The 15,132-nt window shown below is 50.7% G+C and carries 15 protein-coding genes; 8 read left to right on the top strand and 7 right to left on the bottom strand.

The features are described 5' to 3' along the window. Window positions 1-36: 36 nt before the first annotated feature. The gene (locus tag TH63_RS02280) at window positions 37-279 is read right to left on the bottom strand and encodes a type B 50S ribosomal protein L31 (protein ID WP_048919504.1); all 243 of its coding nucleotides are present in this window, start codon (window positions 277-279) and stop codon (window positions 37-39) included. Between the two features lie 171 nt (window positions 280-450). Between TH63_RS02280 and TH63_RS02275 the strand changes: the two genes are divergently transcribed. After that, complete coding sequence (locus TH63_RS02275) at window positions 451-960, top strand: phosphoribosyltransferase family protein (RefSeq protein ID WP_048919503.1); 510 nt, start codon at window positions 451-453, stop codon at window positions 958-960. A gap of 81 nt (window positions 961-1,041) precedes the next feature. Here TH63_RS02275 and TH63_RS02270 read toward each other — a convergent pair whose 3' ends face one another. From TH63_RS02270 to TH63_RS02260, 3 genes are read right to left on the bottom strand one after another with little or no spacing between them, the layout of a single operon-like run. Then, entirely contained in the window at window positions 1,042-2,151 is a 1,110-nt protein-coding gene (locus TH63_RS02270; protein WP_082161525.1) for an MlaD family protein, read from the bottom strand. Then, the gene (locus tag TH63_RS02265) at window positions 2,152-2,925 is read right to left on the bottom strand and encodes an ABC transporter ATP-binding protein (protein WP_048919502.1); all 774 of its coding nucleotides are present in this window, start codon (window positions 2,923-2,925) and stop codon (window positions 2,152-2,154) included. Between the two features lie 14 nt (window positions 2,926-2,939). Next, complete coding sequence (locus TH63_RS02260) at window positions 2,940-3,752, bottom strand: MlaE family ABC transporter permease (RefSeq protein ID WP_048919501.1); 813 nt, start codon at window positions 3,750-3,752, stop codon at window positions 2,940-2,942. A 437-nt stretch (window positions 3,753-4,189) separates the two neighbouring features. On the opposite strand from TH63_RS02260, the gene TH63_RS02255 reads away from it, so the two are divergent. From TH63_RS02255 to secDF, 4 genes are all read left to right on the top strand, one after another. After that, a complete protein-coding gene (locus TH63_RS02255; RefSeq protein WP_048919500.1) occupies window positions 4,190-4,786 on the top strand; it encodes a non-canonical purine NTP diphosphatase in 597 nt (198 codons plus the stop codon). 76 nt (window positions 4,787-4,862) lie between these two features. After that, the gene (locus tag TH63_RS02250) at window positions 4,863-5,486 is read left to right on the top strand and encodes a uridine kinase family protein (protein ID WP_048919499.1); all 624 of its coding nucleotides are present in this window, start codon (window positions 4,863-4,865) and stop codon (window positions 5,484-5,486) included. Window positions 5,487-5,584: 98 nt separating this feature from the next. Beyond that, window positions 5,585-5,944, top strand: coding sequence for a hypothetical protein (locus tag TH63_RS02245; RefSeq protein WP_156180309.1), 360 nt, complete (start codon window positions 5,585-5,587; stop codon window positions 5,942-5,944). A gap of 176 nt (window positions 5,945-6,120) precedes the next feature. Beyond that, window positions 6,121-9,105 carry a protein translocase subunit SecDF gene (gene secDF, locus TH63_RS02240; RefSeq protein WP_048919497.1) on the top strand — a complete coding sequence of 995 codons (2,985 nt, stop codon included), beginning with the start codon at window positions 6,121-6,123 and terminating at the stop codon, window positions 9,103-9,105. A gap of 307 nt (window positions 9,106-9,412) precedes the next feature. Here the strand turns inward: secDF and TH63_RS02235 are convergent, their stop codons facing one another. Both TH63_RS02235 and TH63_RS20455 read right to left on the bottom strand, forming a co-directional pair. Then, complete coding sequence (locus tag TH63_RS02235; RefSeq protein ID WP_048919496.1) at window positions 9,413-10,819, bottom strand: APC family permease; 1,407 nt, start codon at window positions 10,817-10,819, stop codon at window positions 9,413-9,415. A 177-nt stretch (window positions 10,820-10,996) separates the two neighbouring features. Further along, on the bottom strand, window positions 10,997-11,203 hold the full coding sequence (locus tag TH63_RS20455) for a hypothetical protein (protein ID WP_197088621.1): 207 nt from the start codon (window positions 11,201-11,203) through the stop codon (window positions 10,997-10,999). A 7-nt stretch (window positions 11,204-11,210) separates the two neighbouring features. Between TH63_RS20455 and TH63_RS02230 the strand changes: the two genes are divergently transcribed. Next, entirely contained in the window at window positions 11,211-11,618 is a 408-nt protein-coding gene (locus TH63_RS02230) for a hypothetical protein (protein ID WP_048919495.1), read from the top strand. A gap of 288 nt (window positions 11,619-11,906) precedes the next feature. Then, complete coding sequence (locus TH63_RS02225) at window positions 11,907-12,728, top strand: YitT family protein (protein ID WP_231583535.1); 822 nt, start codon at window positions 11,907-11,909, stop codon at window positions 12,726-12,728. Between the two features lie 87 nt (window positions 12,729-12,815). Here TH63_RS02225 and TH63_RS02220 read toward each other — a convergent pair whose 3' ends face one another. Beyond that, window positions 12,816-13,433, bottom strand: coding sequence for a NifU family protein (locus TH63_RS02220; protein WP_048919494.1), 618 nt, complete (start codon window positions 13,431-13,433; stop codon window positions 12,816-12,818). 207 nt (window positions 13,434-13,640) lie between these two features. Here TH63_RS02220 and TH63_RS02215 point away from each other — a divergent pair, with 207 nt between their 5' ends. Next, the gene (locus TH63_RS02215) at window positions 13,641-15,017 is read left to right on the top strand and encodes a sodium:proton antiporter (RefSeq protein WP_048919493.1); all 1,377 of its coding nucleotides are present in this window, start codon (window positions 13,641-13,643) and stop codon (window positions 15,015-15,017) included. Window positions 15,018-15,132: the final 115 nt, after the last annotated feature.

Raw genomic sequence — 15,132 nt, 5'->3', positions numbered from 1 at the left:
CAGGAAGACTCTTATACGGCTAGCCGTAAATTAGGCTTATTTCTTGTAACGCTGTTTGAACTTGTCAATACGTCCGGCAGTATCCACAAACAGGTTTTTACCTGTGTAGAAAGGGTGTGAAGCAGAAGAAACCTCTACCTTCACAACAGGGTAGGTTTTGCCGTCTTCCATGGTGATGGTCTCGTTAGAGTTCATGGTAGAGCGGGTCACGAATTTAAAATCGCTGGAAGTGTCTTGGAAAACTACTTCTCTGTATTCAGGATGGATGTCCTTTTTCATTATTCTATATTTTTAACTTCGGATTTCTGGAATAGGACTGCAAAATTAGCACATCTCCTTCAGAATTAAAACCCCTGCCTCTAAATATTTTCAAAAAACCTAGTATAGCGCCATTCACGCAGTTGGTTTGGCGATATTTTACCTAATTTGGCCCCGAAACAGCACGCACTCATGGTCCTAACAAAAGAGAACCTTATCCTTACGCACCAGCAGATCCTGCAGAAAATCAAGCGCATGGCGTTTGAAATCTATGAGCAGAACTTTGAGGAAACCCAACTGGTGCTGGCCGGCATTCAGGAGAATGGCTACTTTCTGGCCCAGGCCCTGGCGCAGGAACTACGGGAGATCTCGCCCATTGACATTCAGTTAACGTCTGTGCGGCTGCACAAAACCCAGCCCCTCACCCACCCCATTGAGATTGAACCCGCCCTGCCGCCGCTCTCCAATACGGCGGTGGTGCTGGTAGATGATGTACTGAACACCGGTAAGACCCTGGCCTACACGCTCAGGGCGTTCCTGGAGAAAGACTGCAAGAAGCTGGAGATTGCCACGCTCATTAACCGCCACCATACCGCTTATCCCATTGCCGCCACCTACACCGGGTACTCTCTGGCCACTACCCTGCGCGAGCACATACGGGTGGTAAAGACAGACAGCATCTGGCAGGCCCATCTGCTGTAAGCGTAGCAGCGCAAAAAACTTTACATAGAAAGAGGCCCGGCAATTATCTGCCGGGCCTCTTTCATTATGGGAGCAACTGGTTTATTGCTTGTTCTGCAAAGTGTCTCTTACCCGCGTGGTGTCTTTAGGCACGGTCACCGGTACGGTAGACTTGCTTTTCTTGTCCTGGTTAAGCTCCAGCTTATTCAGTCTGTCTAAGCGCTGCTGTTCCCGCTCTTTCTGCTTGGCCTCCCGCTTGGCCCTTCTCCGGAAGAAGCCGTTCAACAGGATGCTGTGCTGCAGGCTTTCCATGTTGGCGTCCAGCTTGTCGGTGCTGGCCTCCAGGTTCTGCATGGTCAACTGCATATCCAGGGCAAATTTCTCATCATTCAACAGTACCCCCAACGCGTTATTGTTACTGTTGAGCTTGTCTGAGGTGCTGTTGAGTTTTTGGGTGAGGTCTGCGGTAGCGGCCATGACCGCCTCCAGCTGCGTTGCCGTGGCCTGTATCTTTTTAAAGGTGGCGGTGTCTGTGAGCATCTCGTCTACCAACCCGCCATTGGTGTTCAGTTTGTTAGAAAACTGGGCCAGCGATTGGGAAACCCGCATGGTGGTGGCTGAGGTGCGCTGCAGGTTTTCCAGGATGGCGTTGAAGTTCTGGGCCAGGGTCTCATCGGTGAGCAATTTGCCGGCCAGGCCCTCGCCTTTGGCAAGGTTCGCGCTCAGGCCTTTGAAACTGGTGGTGATGGCCAGCAGGTTCTTGTTATTTTCCTGCAGGGTCTGCATCATGTCCTCGGTGCTGAGTTGGGTCTCAGTGGCAATGAGGTCTCCGTTCTGCACCACCGGCGCCTCAGGGGTACCGCCGTACAGCACAATGGTCTTATTGCCTATCAAACTCTCTGAGCCAATCTTGGCTTTCACGTCATTATGGATGTACTTCTGTGACTCCTCTGTAATGTCCATGGTGATGGACACGTTAGAAGGGCCGTTGAAGGCAATCTTCTTCACTACCCCTACCCGCACGCCGGAGAAGATCACGTGATTTCCAGTTTTGAGGCCGGTCACGTCATCAAACACCGCCGACACCTGAATGGTATCTGTGAAGCGCTTTTGCTGGCCACCTAGCACAAAAATACCGGCTATCAGGATCACCAGCGCCAGCAGCACAAAGACTCCTACTATAACGGCACGCTTATTATCTGTTGCACTCATTTAGTCTATAAAATTGTAATCATGGAATAATCTCACCCGTTCCTCATCGGTGGCGAACACCTCTTCAAACGTGCCTTGGCGCTGAAACTGCCCGTCTAAAAGCATGACCACGCGGTCTCCCACCATTTTGGCGCAGGTAAGGTCATGGGTAATGATAATAGACGAGGTATGGAAACGGGCCTGCACCTCATTGATCAGGTTGTTAATATCAATACAGGTAATAGGGTCAAGACCGGCGGTGGGCTCATCATATAGCATGATCTCGGGCTGAAGGATGAGCGTGCGGGCAATACCAATCCGCTTGCGCTGCCCCCCAGAAAGCTCAGACGGCATCTGGTTAATGGTCTGCGACAGCCCTACGGCATCCAACACAATCTCCACCATTTTGTTTACCTCTCCCTTGGTCATGTCGCGGCGGTTGCGCACCAGCGGGAACTCCAGGTTCTGCCTGATGGTCATGCTGTCATATAGGGCGCTGTTCTGGAAGGAGAACCCAATCTTGAGCCGCAACTGGTCCAGCTCGCGCCCTTTCAGCTGGCTTACTTCTTTTCCCAGCACGTTCACCATACCGGCATCCTGGGTGAGCAGCCCTGAGATAATCTTGATCAACACCGATTTCCCGGTACCGGATTTGCCCAGCACCACCAGGTTCTCGCCTTTGTACAGGTCCAGGTCCACGCCCCTAAGCACGTGCAGGTCACCAAACGATTTCACCAGTCCCCTGATGGAGATGACCTTGGTATTTCTGTCTATTACTGCCGCTTCTTTCTTCATAGCCTCCTATACCGTTAACGCAATGCCGTGATGATCTGCAATGACAGCAGCTCTTCAATAAACACCAGGAACATAGCGGTTACCACCGAAGAGTTGGCGGCCTTGCCCACCCCTTCGGTGCCTTTAGAGGAGTGGTAGCCTTTATAACAGCCCACTACCCCAATGGTAAACCCAAAAAAAGCAGATTTAATGACCGAAGAGAAAATATCAAGGAAGGTAATGGCGTCAAACACCTGCGTGAAATAGGTCACAAAGCTGGTGCCCTCATTGGCGTTCACGTTCAAAAACGCGCCCAGCAACGCCACCAGCATGGTGTACATCATGAGCGAAGGGATCATCAGCGTAGTGGCCAGCACCCGGCTTACTACCAGAAACTTGAACGGGTTGGTGGCAGATACTTCCATGGCCTCAATCTGCTCCGTTACCTTCATAGACCCCAGCTCAGCGCCAATCATGGAGCCAATGCGGCCGGCGCCAATCAAGGCCGTCACCAAGGGGGCCAGAGCGCGCACAATGGCTAGTGACACCAAAGACGGCAGCCAGGAGGTGGCCCCAAACTCGGCCAGCGAGGGCCGGGACTGGTTCATGAACACAATACCAATGATAAAGCCCGTCAAGGAAATGAGCGGCAAAGACTTCACGCCTATCTCAAAACACTGCCGTATGATCTCCTTGAACTCATACGGGGGCATGAACACCTCCCTGAAAAACCGACCGATAAACGAGGCGATATCGTACAGCTGCACGAAAAACCGGCTCACTTTATTGGAGATAGCCTGTCCGCGGCTCCTTCTTACCGGCCTTTCGTCATCATTAATAAACTTCATCTATCCTCTTTATAAATCACCTGCGGCCTCTCCCCTTTCAGGATGAAACGCAGGGGTGAGATCCTGCCAAAAAGGCCCGGAATGCCTGCTTTCCCGGGTTTACCGGTCTTTTCTGTTTTAAGCCTGTTTTCCGGAAAACAGCTCTGAAACGGGACCCGGCCCGCAAGGTTTTTGACCCGCCGGCCACCGCGCCCAGAAAATGCTGCGGCAAAATTACATCAAAAAGCCTGACCACCTATTAAAAACCCCGCAGAGTTAAGATTAGCATGAGGAAATGCCAAACATTTCTGCCTCTGTGCTCCTGGGCTAAAACGGAATCTTTTTCTGGTTTCGCATATTTTCTGGCCCTGCTCCGTAAAACAAGACAAATTACGGCGTTTGAACTACCGGCGCCAGGTAGTATCATTGCCGTTGCTTACTTACCTAGCCTATACTCCATGAAAATCTGCTTCGCCTCTAACAACGCCCATAAAATACAGGAGATCCAGCAATTGCTGGGAGACCCGTTTGAACTCATCAGCCTGGAGGACATTGGGTGCCACGAGGAACTGAAAGAAGAACAGGACACCCTGGAAGGCAACGCGCTCCAGAAGGCCTCCTATGTCTGGGAAAAGTACCAGGTGCTTTGCTTTGCAGATGACACCGGGCTGGAGGTAGAGGCCCTTGACAATGAGCCAGGTGTGTATTCAGCGCGCTACGCCGGCCCGGCCCGTGACAACCAGGCCAATATGCAAAAAGTTTTAGACAAACTGAAAGGCCAGGCCAGCCGCAAGGCCCGGTTCAGGACCTGTATTGCGCTTATTCTGGAGGAGGGCGAGCAGCACCTGTTCAACGGCGTGGTGGAAGGGCACATCATAGAAGAACCACGCGGCGACAAAGGCTTCAGTTACGACCCTATTTTTGTACCGGAGGGCCATGACCGCACCTTTGCCCAGATGAGCAGCCAGGAGAAAAACGAAATCAGCCACCGGGGCCGGGCCGTGCAGCAACTGGTCTCTTTTCTGCACCACCGGTACGTGCAAACCGGCACCTGATGAAAATTCTTTTCTAAGGCATTAGGCAGCGTGCGCACAAAAGGCTAATTTTGCATCCCGTAAACCATACGTATTTATGCATCAAAAGCCATTTATTGTAGGAATTACGGGAGGGAGCGCTTCAGGGAAAACCACATTCCTAAGCAGACTACTGGCTTCGTATGCACCCGAGGACATCTGCCTCGTATCTCAAGACAACTATTACCTGGACCGCGACAAGCAGCACCGTGACGACAAAGGCATTCACAACTTTGACCTGCCCACCTCTTTTGACAGTGAGGCCTACGCCCAGGACATTCTGCGCCTAAGCCAGGGCGAAACCGTTCACCGCAAAGAATACACCTTCAACAACCCCAACGTGGTGCCGCGCCAGCTGGAGTTCAAACCGGCGCCTATTGTGGTGGTGGAAGGAATCTTCGTGTTCTACTTTGAGGCCGTGGCCAAGCTCCTGGACCTGAAAGTGTACATTGATGCCAAGGAGTACATTAAGCTGCAGCGCCGAATCATCAGAGACAAGGTAGAACGCGGCTATGACCTGGATGACGTGCTGTACCGCTACATTAACCACGTGGCCCCTACCTATGAAAAGTACATCAAACCGTTTAAGTATGATGCTGATGTGATTATCCCTAATAACAATAACTTTGACACCGGGTTAGAGGTGCTGGTTACGTATCTCAATTCCAAAACCGGAAAATAATCTATCCCTTTACGGGCACTTCTTAAAAGCCTCTGCTGTTTCACCCCCAGCAGAGGCTTTTGTTTTATTTCAAGAATCTTCTACCTTTGCTTACAGACATGAAACAAGGGCACTACATACAACGTAATTGGCGGCTGCTTTGCACTAGCATTGCTTTGCTGTTGGTGCTTACGGTGAACCACCGGGCCCTTCCTGCCTATGCCCATGTTGCCCCTGCCAAGCAAACCGAGGTAAAACACTTGGGCCGTGACGCAGATACCTCTGTCTTAAAGCAGAAAGTCTCTTTTGAGGCCACCAACTCTGCGGCTGATATTCAGTTGGCGGAACCGGCGGCGTTTTTGCCCCTCACCTTTGTGGCCCCTGCGCCCCAGGTAGTTAAATTGCCTTTAGGCGTACCGTACTGGACCTTTTTCCTTCAGCTTCAGGCTACGCAACCTATTTCCCCCAACGCTCCCTAGCGCCTTTTCCAGGTAGCCACAGGCTCATTTCAGGCCTTTTGCCGGGATTCCTCTCTTGAATTTTCTGGGTTTATCTTCTTATCTACCAGACTGTTATTGGTCTGCCGTAGCTGCACCCAGTCTTTTGCTTGCTTTCAAACCATTCATTTCAAACTTTATCTATTTCTTATTCACCAATGCGTAACAAAGGATTTATTCTGTTCCTGACGGTGATCGTATCGGCGCTATGCCTGTACTATCTCTCGTTCTCCCTGGTCTCCAGAGGCGTTGAAAAAGACGCTGCCCAGTTTGCCACTGATGCTAATGGCAATGTAGACCACTACAAAAAACAAAGCTACCTGGACTCTGTCTGGAAAGCCCCTGTGTTCAACTTCCTTGGTGCTGAGTACACCTACCAGCAGGTAAAGGAAAGCGAACTGGGCCTTGGCCTTGACTTAAAAGGCGGTATGCACGTAACGCTGGAGATTTCTCCGGTAGAGATCATCAGAGCCATGGCGGGCAACCGCAAAGACCCGGCGTTTGAGCAGGCTATTGCCAGAGCGCAGAAACTGCAGGTTAACAGCCAGGAGAACTTTGTAGACCTGTTCTATCGCTCTTTCCGGGAGTTGCAGCCTAACACTAAACTGGCTACCATCTTCGCCAACAGCACCACCCGTAGCCTGAGCTACAACTCCTCAGACAAAGAGGTTCTGGCAGAGATCAACCGTGAGGTGAATGACGCCGTGGCTCGTTCCTTCAACATCCTGCGTACCCGTATTGATAAATTCGGGGTGAACCAGCCCAACATCCAGCATCTGAAAGGCACTAACCGCATCCAGATAGAGTTGCCAGGTGTAGACAACCCAGAGCGGGTTCGTAAATTATTGCAGGGAACTGCCAACCTGGAGTTCTGGGAAGTATGGAACATTGAAGAATATGGTCCTTATTTCACGCAGATGAATGACTACCTGGTAAAACAGGAAGCCGCCAACAAACTGAAAGGCACTTCTTCTGCCTCCCTGGCCTCTGCCGCTGACACTTCTGCCAGTTCCTTAACTTCTGCCGCCGGCAAAGACACTTCGGCCCTGGCCGCCCAGTTAAGCAAGCCCGCCGATAGCGCCGCTGCCAAGAAAGACTCCATCAACCCTAACCAAAGCTCACTGCTGGCCCGTCTGTTCACTACCCTTCCGGGTGGTTTAGGCACCAACGTACGTGACACGGCCAGAGTGAACGCCCTGTTCAACACTCCTGAGATCAAAGCCATCTTCCCGCAGAACCTTAAGTTCCTTTGGGGCGTGAAGCCAATTGTCTCTAATGACGGTTCTGAGTTCCTGGAACTGTATGCTATCAAAAGAGGCCGTGACGGCAAAGCGCCTTTGACCGGTGAGTACATCTCTGATGCCCGCCAGGATTATGACCAGTCTGGCCGTCCTGAGATCACCATGGGCATGAACGCCGCCGGTTCTAAGAAATGGCAGCGCCTGACCGGTGACAACATTGGTCGCCAAGTGGCTATCGTTCTGGATAACTATGTATACTCTGCCCCTACGGTACAGAGCGAAATCAGCGGAGGAAACTCTTCTATCTCTGGTTCTTTCTCTATTGAAGAAGCCCAGGATTTGGCAAACATCTTGAAGGCCGGTAAAATGCCTGCCCCTACCCGTATTGTGGAAGAGGCCATTGTAGGTCCGTCTTTGGGTCAGGAAGCCATCAACCAAGGCTTGCTTTCTTCTCTTGCCGGTATGGTGCTGGTAGTATTGTTCATGTTTGCCTATTACAGCAAAGGTGGCCTTATTGCTAACATTGCCCTGTTCTTCAACATCTTCTTCATCATTGGGGTATTAGCCCAATTTGGAACGGCCCTTACCTTACCAGGTATTGCCGGTATGATTTTAACCATGGGTATGTCTGTGGATGCGAACGTACTGATCTTTGAGCGTATCAAAGAGGAAATGGCCCTTGGCTTAAACGTGAAGGAAGCCATTAAGAAAGGATATGACAAAGCGTTCAGCTCCATTTTTGACTCCAACGTGACTACCTTATTGGCGGGTATCATCCTGTACTTCTTCGGGTCTGGTCCGGTGAAAGGGTTTGCCATTACCTTGATGATTGGTATTGCTACCTCTTTCTTTACAGCGGTTTATATCTCCCGTTTACTGATTGAGTGGATGACTTCCGGTAAAAATGCCAACAATCTGTCTCTGGAAACTAGCGTATCTAAAAACTGGTTTAAGAACATCAAGTTTGACATTCTGGGCAACCGTAAGAAAGCCTACATCTTCTCCTCTATCTTTATTCTGGTAGGTATTGCGGCGGTGTTCATTAAAGGCGAATTGCCGTTGGGCGTAGACTTTAGAGGTGGCCGTTCTTATGTGGTTGACTTCAAAAACGCCGTTCCTGCTTCTGATGTACGTTCTGCCCTGGATGATGAGTTCAAAGGCGCTGGTACAGAGGTGAAAACCTACGGTGCTTCTAACCGCCTGAAGGTAACCACCAGTTACCTGGCCCAGGAAGAGTCTGCCGAAGCCGATGAAAACGTGAAAAACGCGTTGGTACAGGGCTTGCAGCAATACCAGGGAGAGAACCCTACCATTATTAGCTCCGCTAAGGTGGGTGCTACCATGGCAGATGACATTCAGAAGACAGCTGTTGTGGCGGTATTACTGGCCTTTGCCGGTATCTTCATCTACCTGGCATTCCGTTTCAGCCGCTGGCAGTACAGCTTGGGCGGGGTAATAGCCTTGATCCACGACGTTTTGATCGTGTTCTCGGCCTTCACTATTGCTAACCTGTTCGGGCTTTCTTTTGAGATGGACCAGGTATTCATCGCTTCTATTCTTACCATTATTGGTTACTCTATCAATGACACCGTGGTAGTATTTGACCGTATCAGGGAATACACCAATGAGAACCCACGCGCTAAGTTCCGTGACATTGTGAACCCTGCGTTGAACAGCACCTTCGGGCGTACCATCATCACCAACTTAACGGTATTACTGGTAGTGATTGTGCTCTTCATCTTTGGTGGTGAGACCCTTAGAGGCTTCTCCTTCGCGATGTTGATTGGTTCTTTGACCGGTACCTACTCTACCCTGTTTATTGCCTCGCCAATTGTAGTGGACACCACTAAAATTGACAGAGAGAAACTGGTGGCGGTAAAACCGGTAGTGGCTTCTAAATAAGTAGAACCCCATTTCATAAAAAAAGCCAGACCTAGGTCTGGCTTTTTTTATGCCCTTTATTTTTGTTGAAACCCTGAAGGAATTTCCCGGCATTTCATCTTCTCTGCGTTTTGGGCCTGTTATTCTGAAAACAGGCCCAAAAGGGAAAGGTGTCTCTCAAACAATGGCCAGCCGATTTCCTTCTTCCATTTTTACTTGAATTCAGTTGCTCAGGTAGCAAAAGCCGGGTCCTGTTTCAGGGCTGTTTGGAGCAAAACAGCCCTGAAACAGGACTCGGCTAATTCATAAAACCGGCTAAGGCAGGTTATTACTCGGCTGAAGGGTTCTGTTTGGTAGCGTTCCGCATGAACCACCAGTACATAGGAATTCCGGTCAGCATCAGGATCATGCCTATGCCGGCTTCACGGGGCCGTACAATAATGGTATTGAAGAACAAGGCAATGCAGAACAGTACCATAATGGCCGGTACCACCGGATAGCCCCATACTTTGTACGGACGAGGTGCGTCTGGCATTTTCCTTCTCAGGATGAACACCCCTAGCGTAGTAGCCCCATAATAAATAAAGACCGCGAAGATGATCATGTCTGTGAGTTGGTCAAAGGTACCGGACAGCACCAGAATACAGGCCCACACACACTGGAAGACCAAGGAGTTTGCCGGCACCTGCGCCTCATTCAGGCTGGAAGCCTTCCGGAAGAACAGCCCTTCGCGCGCCATGGCGAAATACGTGCGGCAGCTTGCCAGAATAGTGGCGTTGGTACACCCCAGGGTGGTCACCAGGATGAGGACGGAAATAAACAATCCTCCGGTTTGCCAGAAACTTTTCACGGCTTCAATGGCGGCTATCTTATTGCCGGCCGTGTACACCTCTTCTAAGGCCGGAATAGGAAGCACCGCCAGATAGGTGGCGTTCACCAGCAGGTAAATTAGGATCACGGTCAATACCCCAATGGTGATGCCGCGCGGGATGTTACGGTGCGGGTCTTTGATCTCACCGCCCACAAACCCAATGGCCGCCCAGCCCTGGTAGGCCCAGAACGCTGACAGCATGGCGGCAAAGACGCCACTGAAAGTGACGGCGGTATTGGAAGTGGTCTTCAGGTCAAAGCTTCTGCTCCAATCTGCTTCCGGGCTGCTTAGGCCCAGGAAAATGATCAGGAAGATACCGGCAAACACCAGTACCAGAATACCCGTGCTCAGGCCCGTGCCGGCTATCAAGCCTCTGGTGTTGATCCAGGTCAAGATCACAATAAGCAAAATGGCAGTGAGTTTCACATTGAGGTCAGCGAAGGGAAAGAACACGCCGCCCAGGCTCACCTGCGCCAAAGAGGGCAACACCTCTGGAATGGGCCCAATGCTGTGCAGTGACTGCGCAAACACGTAGGCCAAGGACGAGATGCCTGCCGTCTGGATGACGGTAAACAAAGACCATCCATAAATAAAGGCGAAGAAGCGGTTGTAGATGCGTTTGTAATAGGCATACTCACCTCCGGTGTCTGCCAGCAGGCCGGCTACCTCTGCATTGCTCAAGGCCCCAAACAAGGTAATGAGACCGCCCAGGGCCCAGCAGATCAAGACCCAACCGGGGGAGTGCAGCTCGGCAGCCATGGGGGCCACCTTCTTATATACCCCAGAGCCTATGATGTTACCAATCACCACCACCACTACCAGCCGTAGGCCCAGTGACCTATTCAATTCTTTTGTTGTACTCATTTGGGTTCGTTAATCTTCCTAAAGAAACAATTAAATTAGAAACCTTCACCCTAAAATCTTCCTGATTATTTCCTTTGCCATATATGGGGTTTACTAATTTCAGCTTTATTGTCTTTAAGAAAGGTAACACTGGCCAGTAATAACCGGTGTGCATAAATGACATAGTGGCACTAAGCCTTAAGGGATTGATTTGCGGCGCACTAGCTGTTTACATGTCAGCGTTTCTGAGAAGACTTTTGCTAAAACGTACCCTTTTAAGAAAAGCAGAGCGAAAAAAGACCATTGATAATGCTTAATTTTGGCAACACGTTTCCCCGTACCTAAGGGGCGTGTTTTCTCAGTTGTTCGCAGCTCTTTAGATCTTGATTTACCAAATAATTTCATAAGACCCATGCAAAAATATCTTTTAGCTTTCGTCACTGTACTGGCGCTGTCCTCCTTCACCTGCTTGGTGTCTGCCCCGGGCTCTTTGGCCTCTATTCTGGTAGGCACCTGGGAAGTGCGGGAGATTACCACCCGCCAGTGGGACCAAACCGGCAAACTGGAAAAAGAGGACATTGAGTACCCCACCAGCAGCATCCACTGGACCTTCTCCAAAAACAAGCTGAAGTTCCAGGACGGAACCTCTACGGGTTATACCGTAGACGCCAAAACCCAAAAGGTAGCCGTGTCTGACCAGGCACAGAGCATTAAGGTGATCACCAGCAGCAATACCCAGAACTATATAGACTGGAAAACCACTAAGGTGGTAGAGGGCAAAAAAGTAGAGCAGACCTTTGGCCTGTTGAAATTGCAATAACCCTTATGTCTTTAGAAAGCCCTGTTCAGTTCCTGCCTCAGAACCAGAACAGGGCTTTTTTCCATTCATGAAAGCCGCAGCAGCTTCCTTGCGCATTAAAGCTTTCGCGTTTTCTGGTTTTTAAGTAATTTATGAAGTCTGTACCCCCCTTGGGGCACGCCTTTTTCTAATTGAACCTTCTTTGTGATTCCCGTATCTACCCCCCACTACCCAAAAAGCCTTGGGTCAAAAGCCCATTCTTCTAATAAAATAAACCTGAGGTCAGAGGCAAAGAACATTAGCCTCATCTTGCTTGGGATACTGTCGGCGGGGATGGGCCTGAAGGGATTCCTGCTTTCCAGCCACTTCATTGACGGCGGCGTAACGGGTATTTCCATGTTGCTGACCCATATCTTCGGGATACCGCTTTCCCTGTTGATCGTGATCCTGAACCTGCCGTTCATTTTCATGGGGTACCGGTACGTGGGCCACGTGTTCGCCATTAAAAGCTCGCTGGCCATTATAGGTCTTTCCCTGGTGTTGCTCTTTGTCTCCTTCCCAGACGTCACCCCAGACAAAATGCTCACGGCCATTTTTGGCGGGGTGTTCATTGGCCTGGGCATAGGGCTGGCCATGCGGGGCGGGGCCGTGCTGGATGGCACCGAGATTGCCGCCGTACTCGTGAGTAAGAACTATCCCCTGCTCAAAGTAAGTGACGTGATCCTTATCCTTAACATCTTCATCTTCTGCCTGGCCACCGTGTTCCTGGGCGTAGAGGTAGCCCTTTACTCTATCCTCACGTACTTTGCGGCCTCTAAAATGATTGACTTTCTGTTGCACGGTATTGAGCAGTACACCGGCGTGACCATTGTCTCTGCCCAAAGCGAGGAGATACGCCTAGCCATTACTGAGAAACTGGGCCGCGGCGTGACCATTTACCAGGGCAAAAGAGGCTTTGGCAAACGCGGCGATAACAACCTGGCCATTGACATTATCTTCACCGTGGTCACCCGTCTGGAGATACCTGCCCTCCGGAAAGAGATAAAAGCCATTGACCCCAAAGCCTTCTTAATTCAGCAGAGCATTGATGACACAGATGGCGGCATGGTCAAAAGAAGACCCCTGCATTAGCATCATCGGCCTACCGGCCGAAATACAAATTCAACAAAAAAGGCCCTGGAAAACCAGGGCCTTTTTTGTTATGGATAACGGGGGAGCTTAGAGCGTTACGCCTTCGGCTACTACTTCCTGTACCTCAGGTACCATACGCTTGAGCAGGTTCTCAATACCGGCTTTGAGAGTAACAGTGGCAGAGGGGCAACCGCTGCAAGAACCTTGCAGGTTTACGGTCACCACGCCGTCTTTGTAAGAACGGAAGGTGATGTTTCCACCGTCCTGCTCCACGGCCGGGCGCACGTAGTTCTCTAACAGGTCAATCACTTTCTGGGAGATATCGGCGTCTTCGGCAGACAGGTCAGCAGACACTTCAGCTGAGGCCGTGGCCGCAGTGGTAGTGGTTGGGGTACCCAGGAAAATAGGTCCGCCTGCCTCTACGTAAGACTTAATGAAGGTTCTTAGCTCTGGGATAAGCTGCGCCCACTGGATAGGCGAATTTTTGGTGACCGTAACAAAGTTGCTCGCAATGAACACCCGTGACACGTAGTCAAAGTTGAAAAGCTCCTGCGCGAACGGTGATTCTGCCGCGTCCTCTACGCTAGGGTAATCAACGCTGCCGCCTTCCCCTAATAAAGTGGAATTCAGGACAAACTTCATTGACTCCGGGTTAGGGTTGGCCTCTGCATACACAGAAACCGGTTTGGTGGTATTATCAGTCATGGCTGTATCTAGTTATATAGTAAAAACTTATGGGTCTTTAATTAAGTTTCCAAAAATAGTTAGAATTTCCGATACCTGACGCTTACTTCTTGGGTACCACCCCTGCCTGGTTTAGGCACGTTTGCCGGAAAGGGGGCTAAAAACGTCTTCCGTTTTCAGGAGAAAGCGTACCTTTGCCCCTCCAGATTTTCCATTAACCGTGCCCTTATGCTCAACGCCACTGTTTTACTGGCTGCCTCTTTACCCAACGTGCCTGGTTTTCTCATTGCCCCCTTTGTTCTTTTGATTGGTCTTATTGCCACGGGCCCCATTTTTTTCCCGCATTTCTGGCATAAATATTATAAAACCATTGCGGTAGGCTTAGGCTTGCTGGTGCTGGCCTATTACCTGCTGGTGCTGCATGACACCCACATGCCCATTGAGACCTTAGCCGAGTATGCCTCCTTCGCTATTCTGCTCAGCTCCCTGTACATTGCCGCCGGCGGTATTTATGTGAACGCCAACGCCAATGCTACCCCGATCATGAATGTGGCCATTCTGCTTTTTGGCGCCGTCATTGCCAACGTGATAGGGACCACCGGAGCCTCGCTCCTGCTCATCAGGCCGTTCATCCGGTTGAACAACCACCGCATAAAGCCTTACCAGATCGTGTTCTTCATCTTTATTGTAAGTAACGCCGGCGGTATGCTCACGCCCCTGGGCGACCCACCGCTGTTCATTGGTTTCCTGAAGGGTGTACCGTTTTTCTGGACTCTCCAGCACCTGTTCACCCCCTGGGCGATTGCCGTAGGAGCCCTTTGCGTCATCTTCTTTGTGCTGGATCGGCGCAACAAACCCAGCTTTACCCCCAGCCCCAGCGTAAAAGCCAGAAACGAGGCCACCACTGAGTTCTACCTCAAAGGCAAGCGTAACCTGGTTTGGCTGGCGGTGATCATTGGCGCGACGTTCCTGAACCCGGCTTCTTATGAGTGGCTCCCCTATATTCCGCTGGAAGGCGGCGTCAAGATTTCTTTTGTGCGGGAGATCATCCAGCTCACAGCCGCTTTTATGTGCTTCAGGTTTGCCAGCCGAACCGCTTTAAACGGTAACCATTTCTCGTTTGACCCCATCCTGGAGGTGGTGTTCCTGTTCTTCGGGATTTTCTTTACCATGATGCCGGCGCTCCAGCTGTCCGCGGAACTGGCTTCTTCCCCAGCTTTTGCCGCCCAACTGACGCCTTCGGTTTTCTATTGGGTAACGGGTTCTCTCTCTGGGGTGCTGGACAATGCCCCTACTTATGCCAACTTCCTGTCATTGGGCATGGCCAAGTACCACCTCAACTACGCCAACCCTGCCCAGGTGCATGATTTCGCCGTGGGTCTGGCCCAGTCTCCGGAAACGCGTCTAATCTTAGAGGCTATCTCTACCGGCGCGGTGCTGTTTGGCGCCATGACCTACATTGGCAATGGCCCTAACTTCATGGTCAAGTCTATTGCCGAGCAGGCGGGCGTGAAGATGCCTCCCTTCTTCCAGTACGTCTTCAAATATTCGCTTATTTACCTGTTGCCGGTTTTGGCCTTGATCTGGATCATAGAGATTCTGTAAAGGTAAGGCGGGAACGTAAAAGGTGTTTTGGGGCTGTTTTCATGAAAACAGCCCCAAAACACCTTTTTTTATTATAAGCCATCCCTGGAAAAGGAAAGCTGCTTTAAAAGATCTT

This window comes from Rufibacter radiotolerans, from assembly GCF_001078055.1.
Taxonomy (GTDB): Bacteria; Bacteroidota; Bacteroidia; order Cytophagales; family Hymenobacteraceae; genus Nibribacter; species Nibribacter radiotolerans.
Note: the sequence above shows the minus strand (reverse complement) of the source record. Positions and strands in the feature narration are given on the sequence as shown.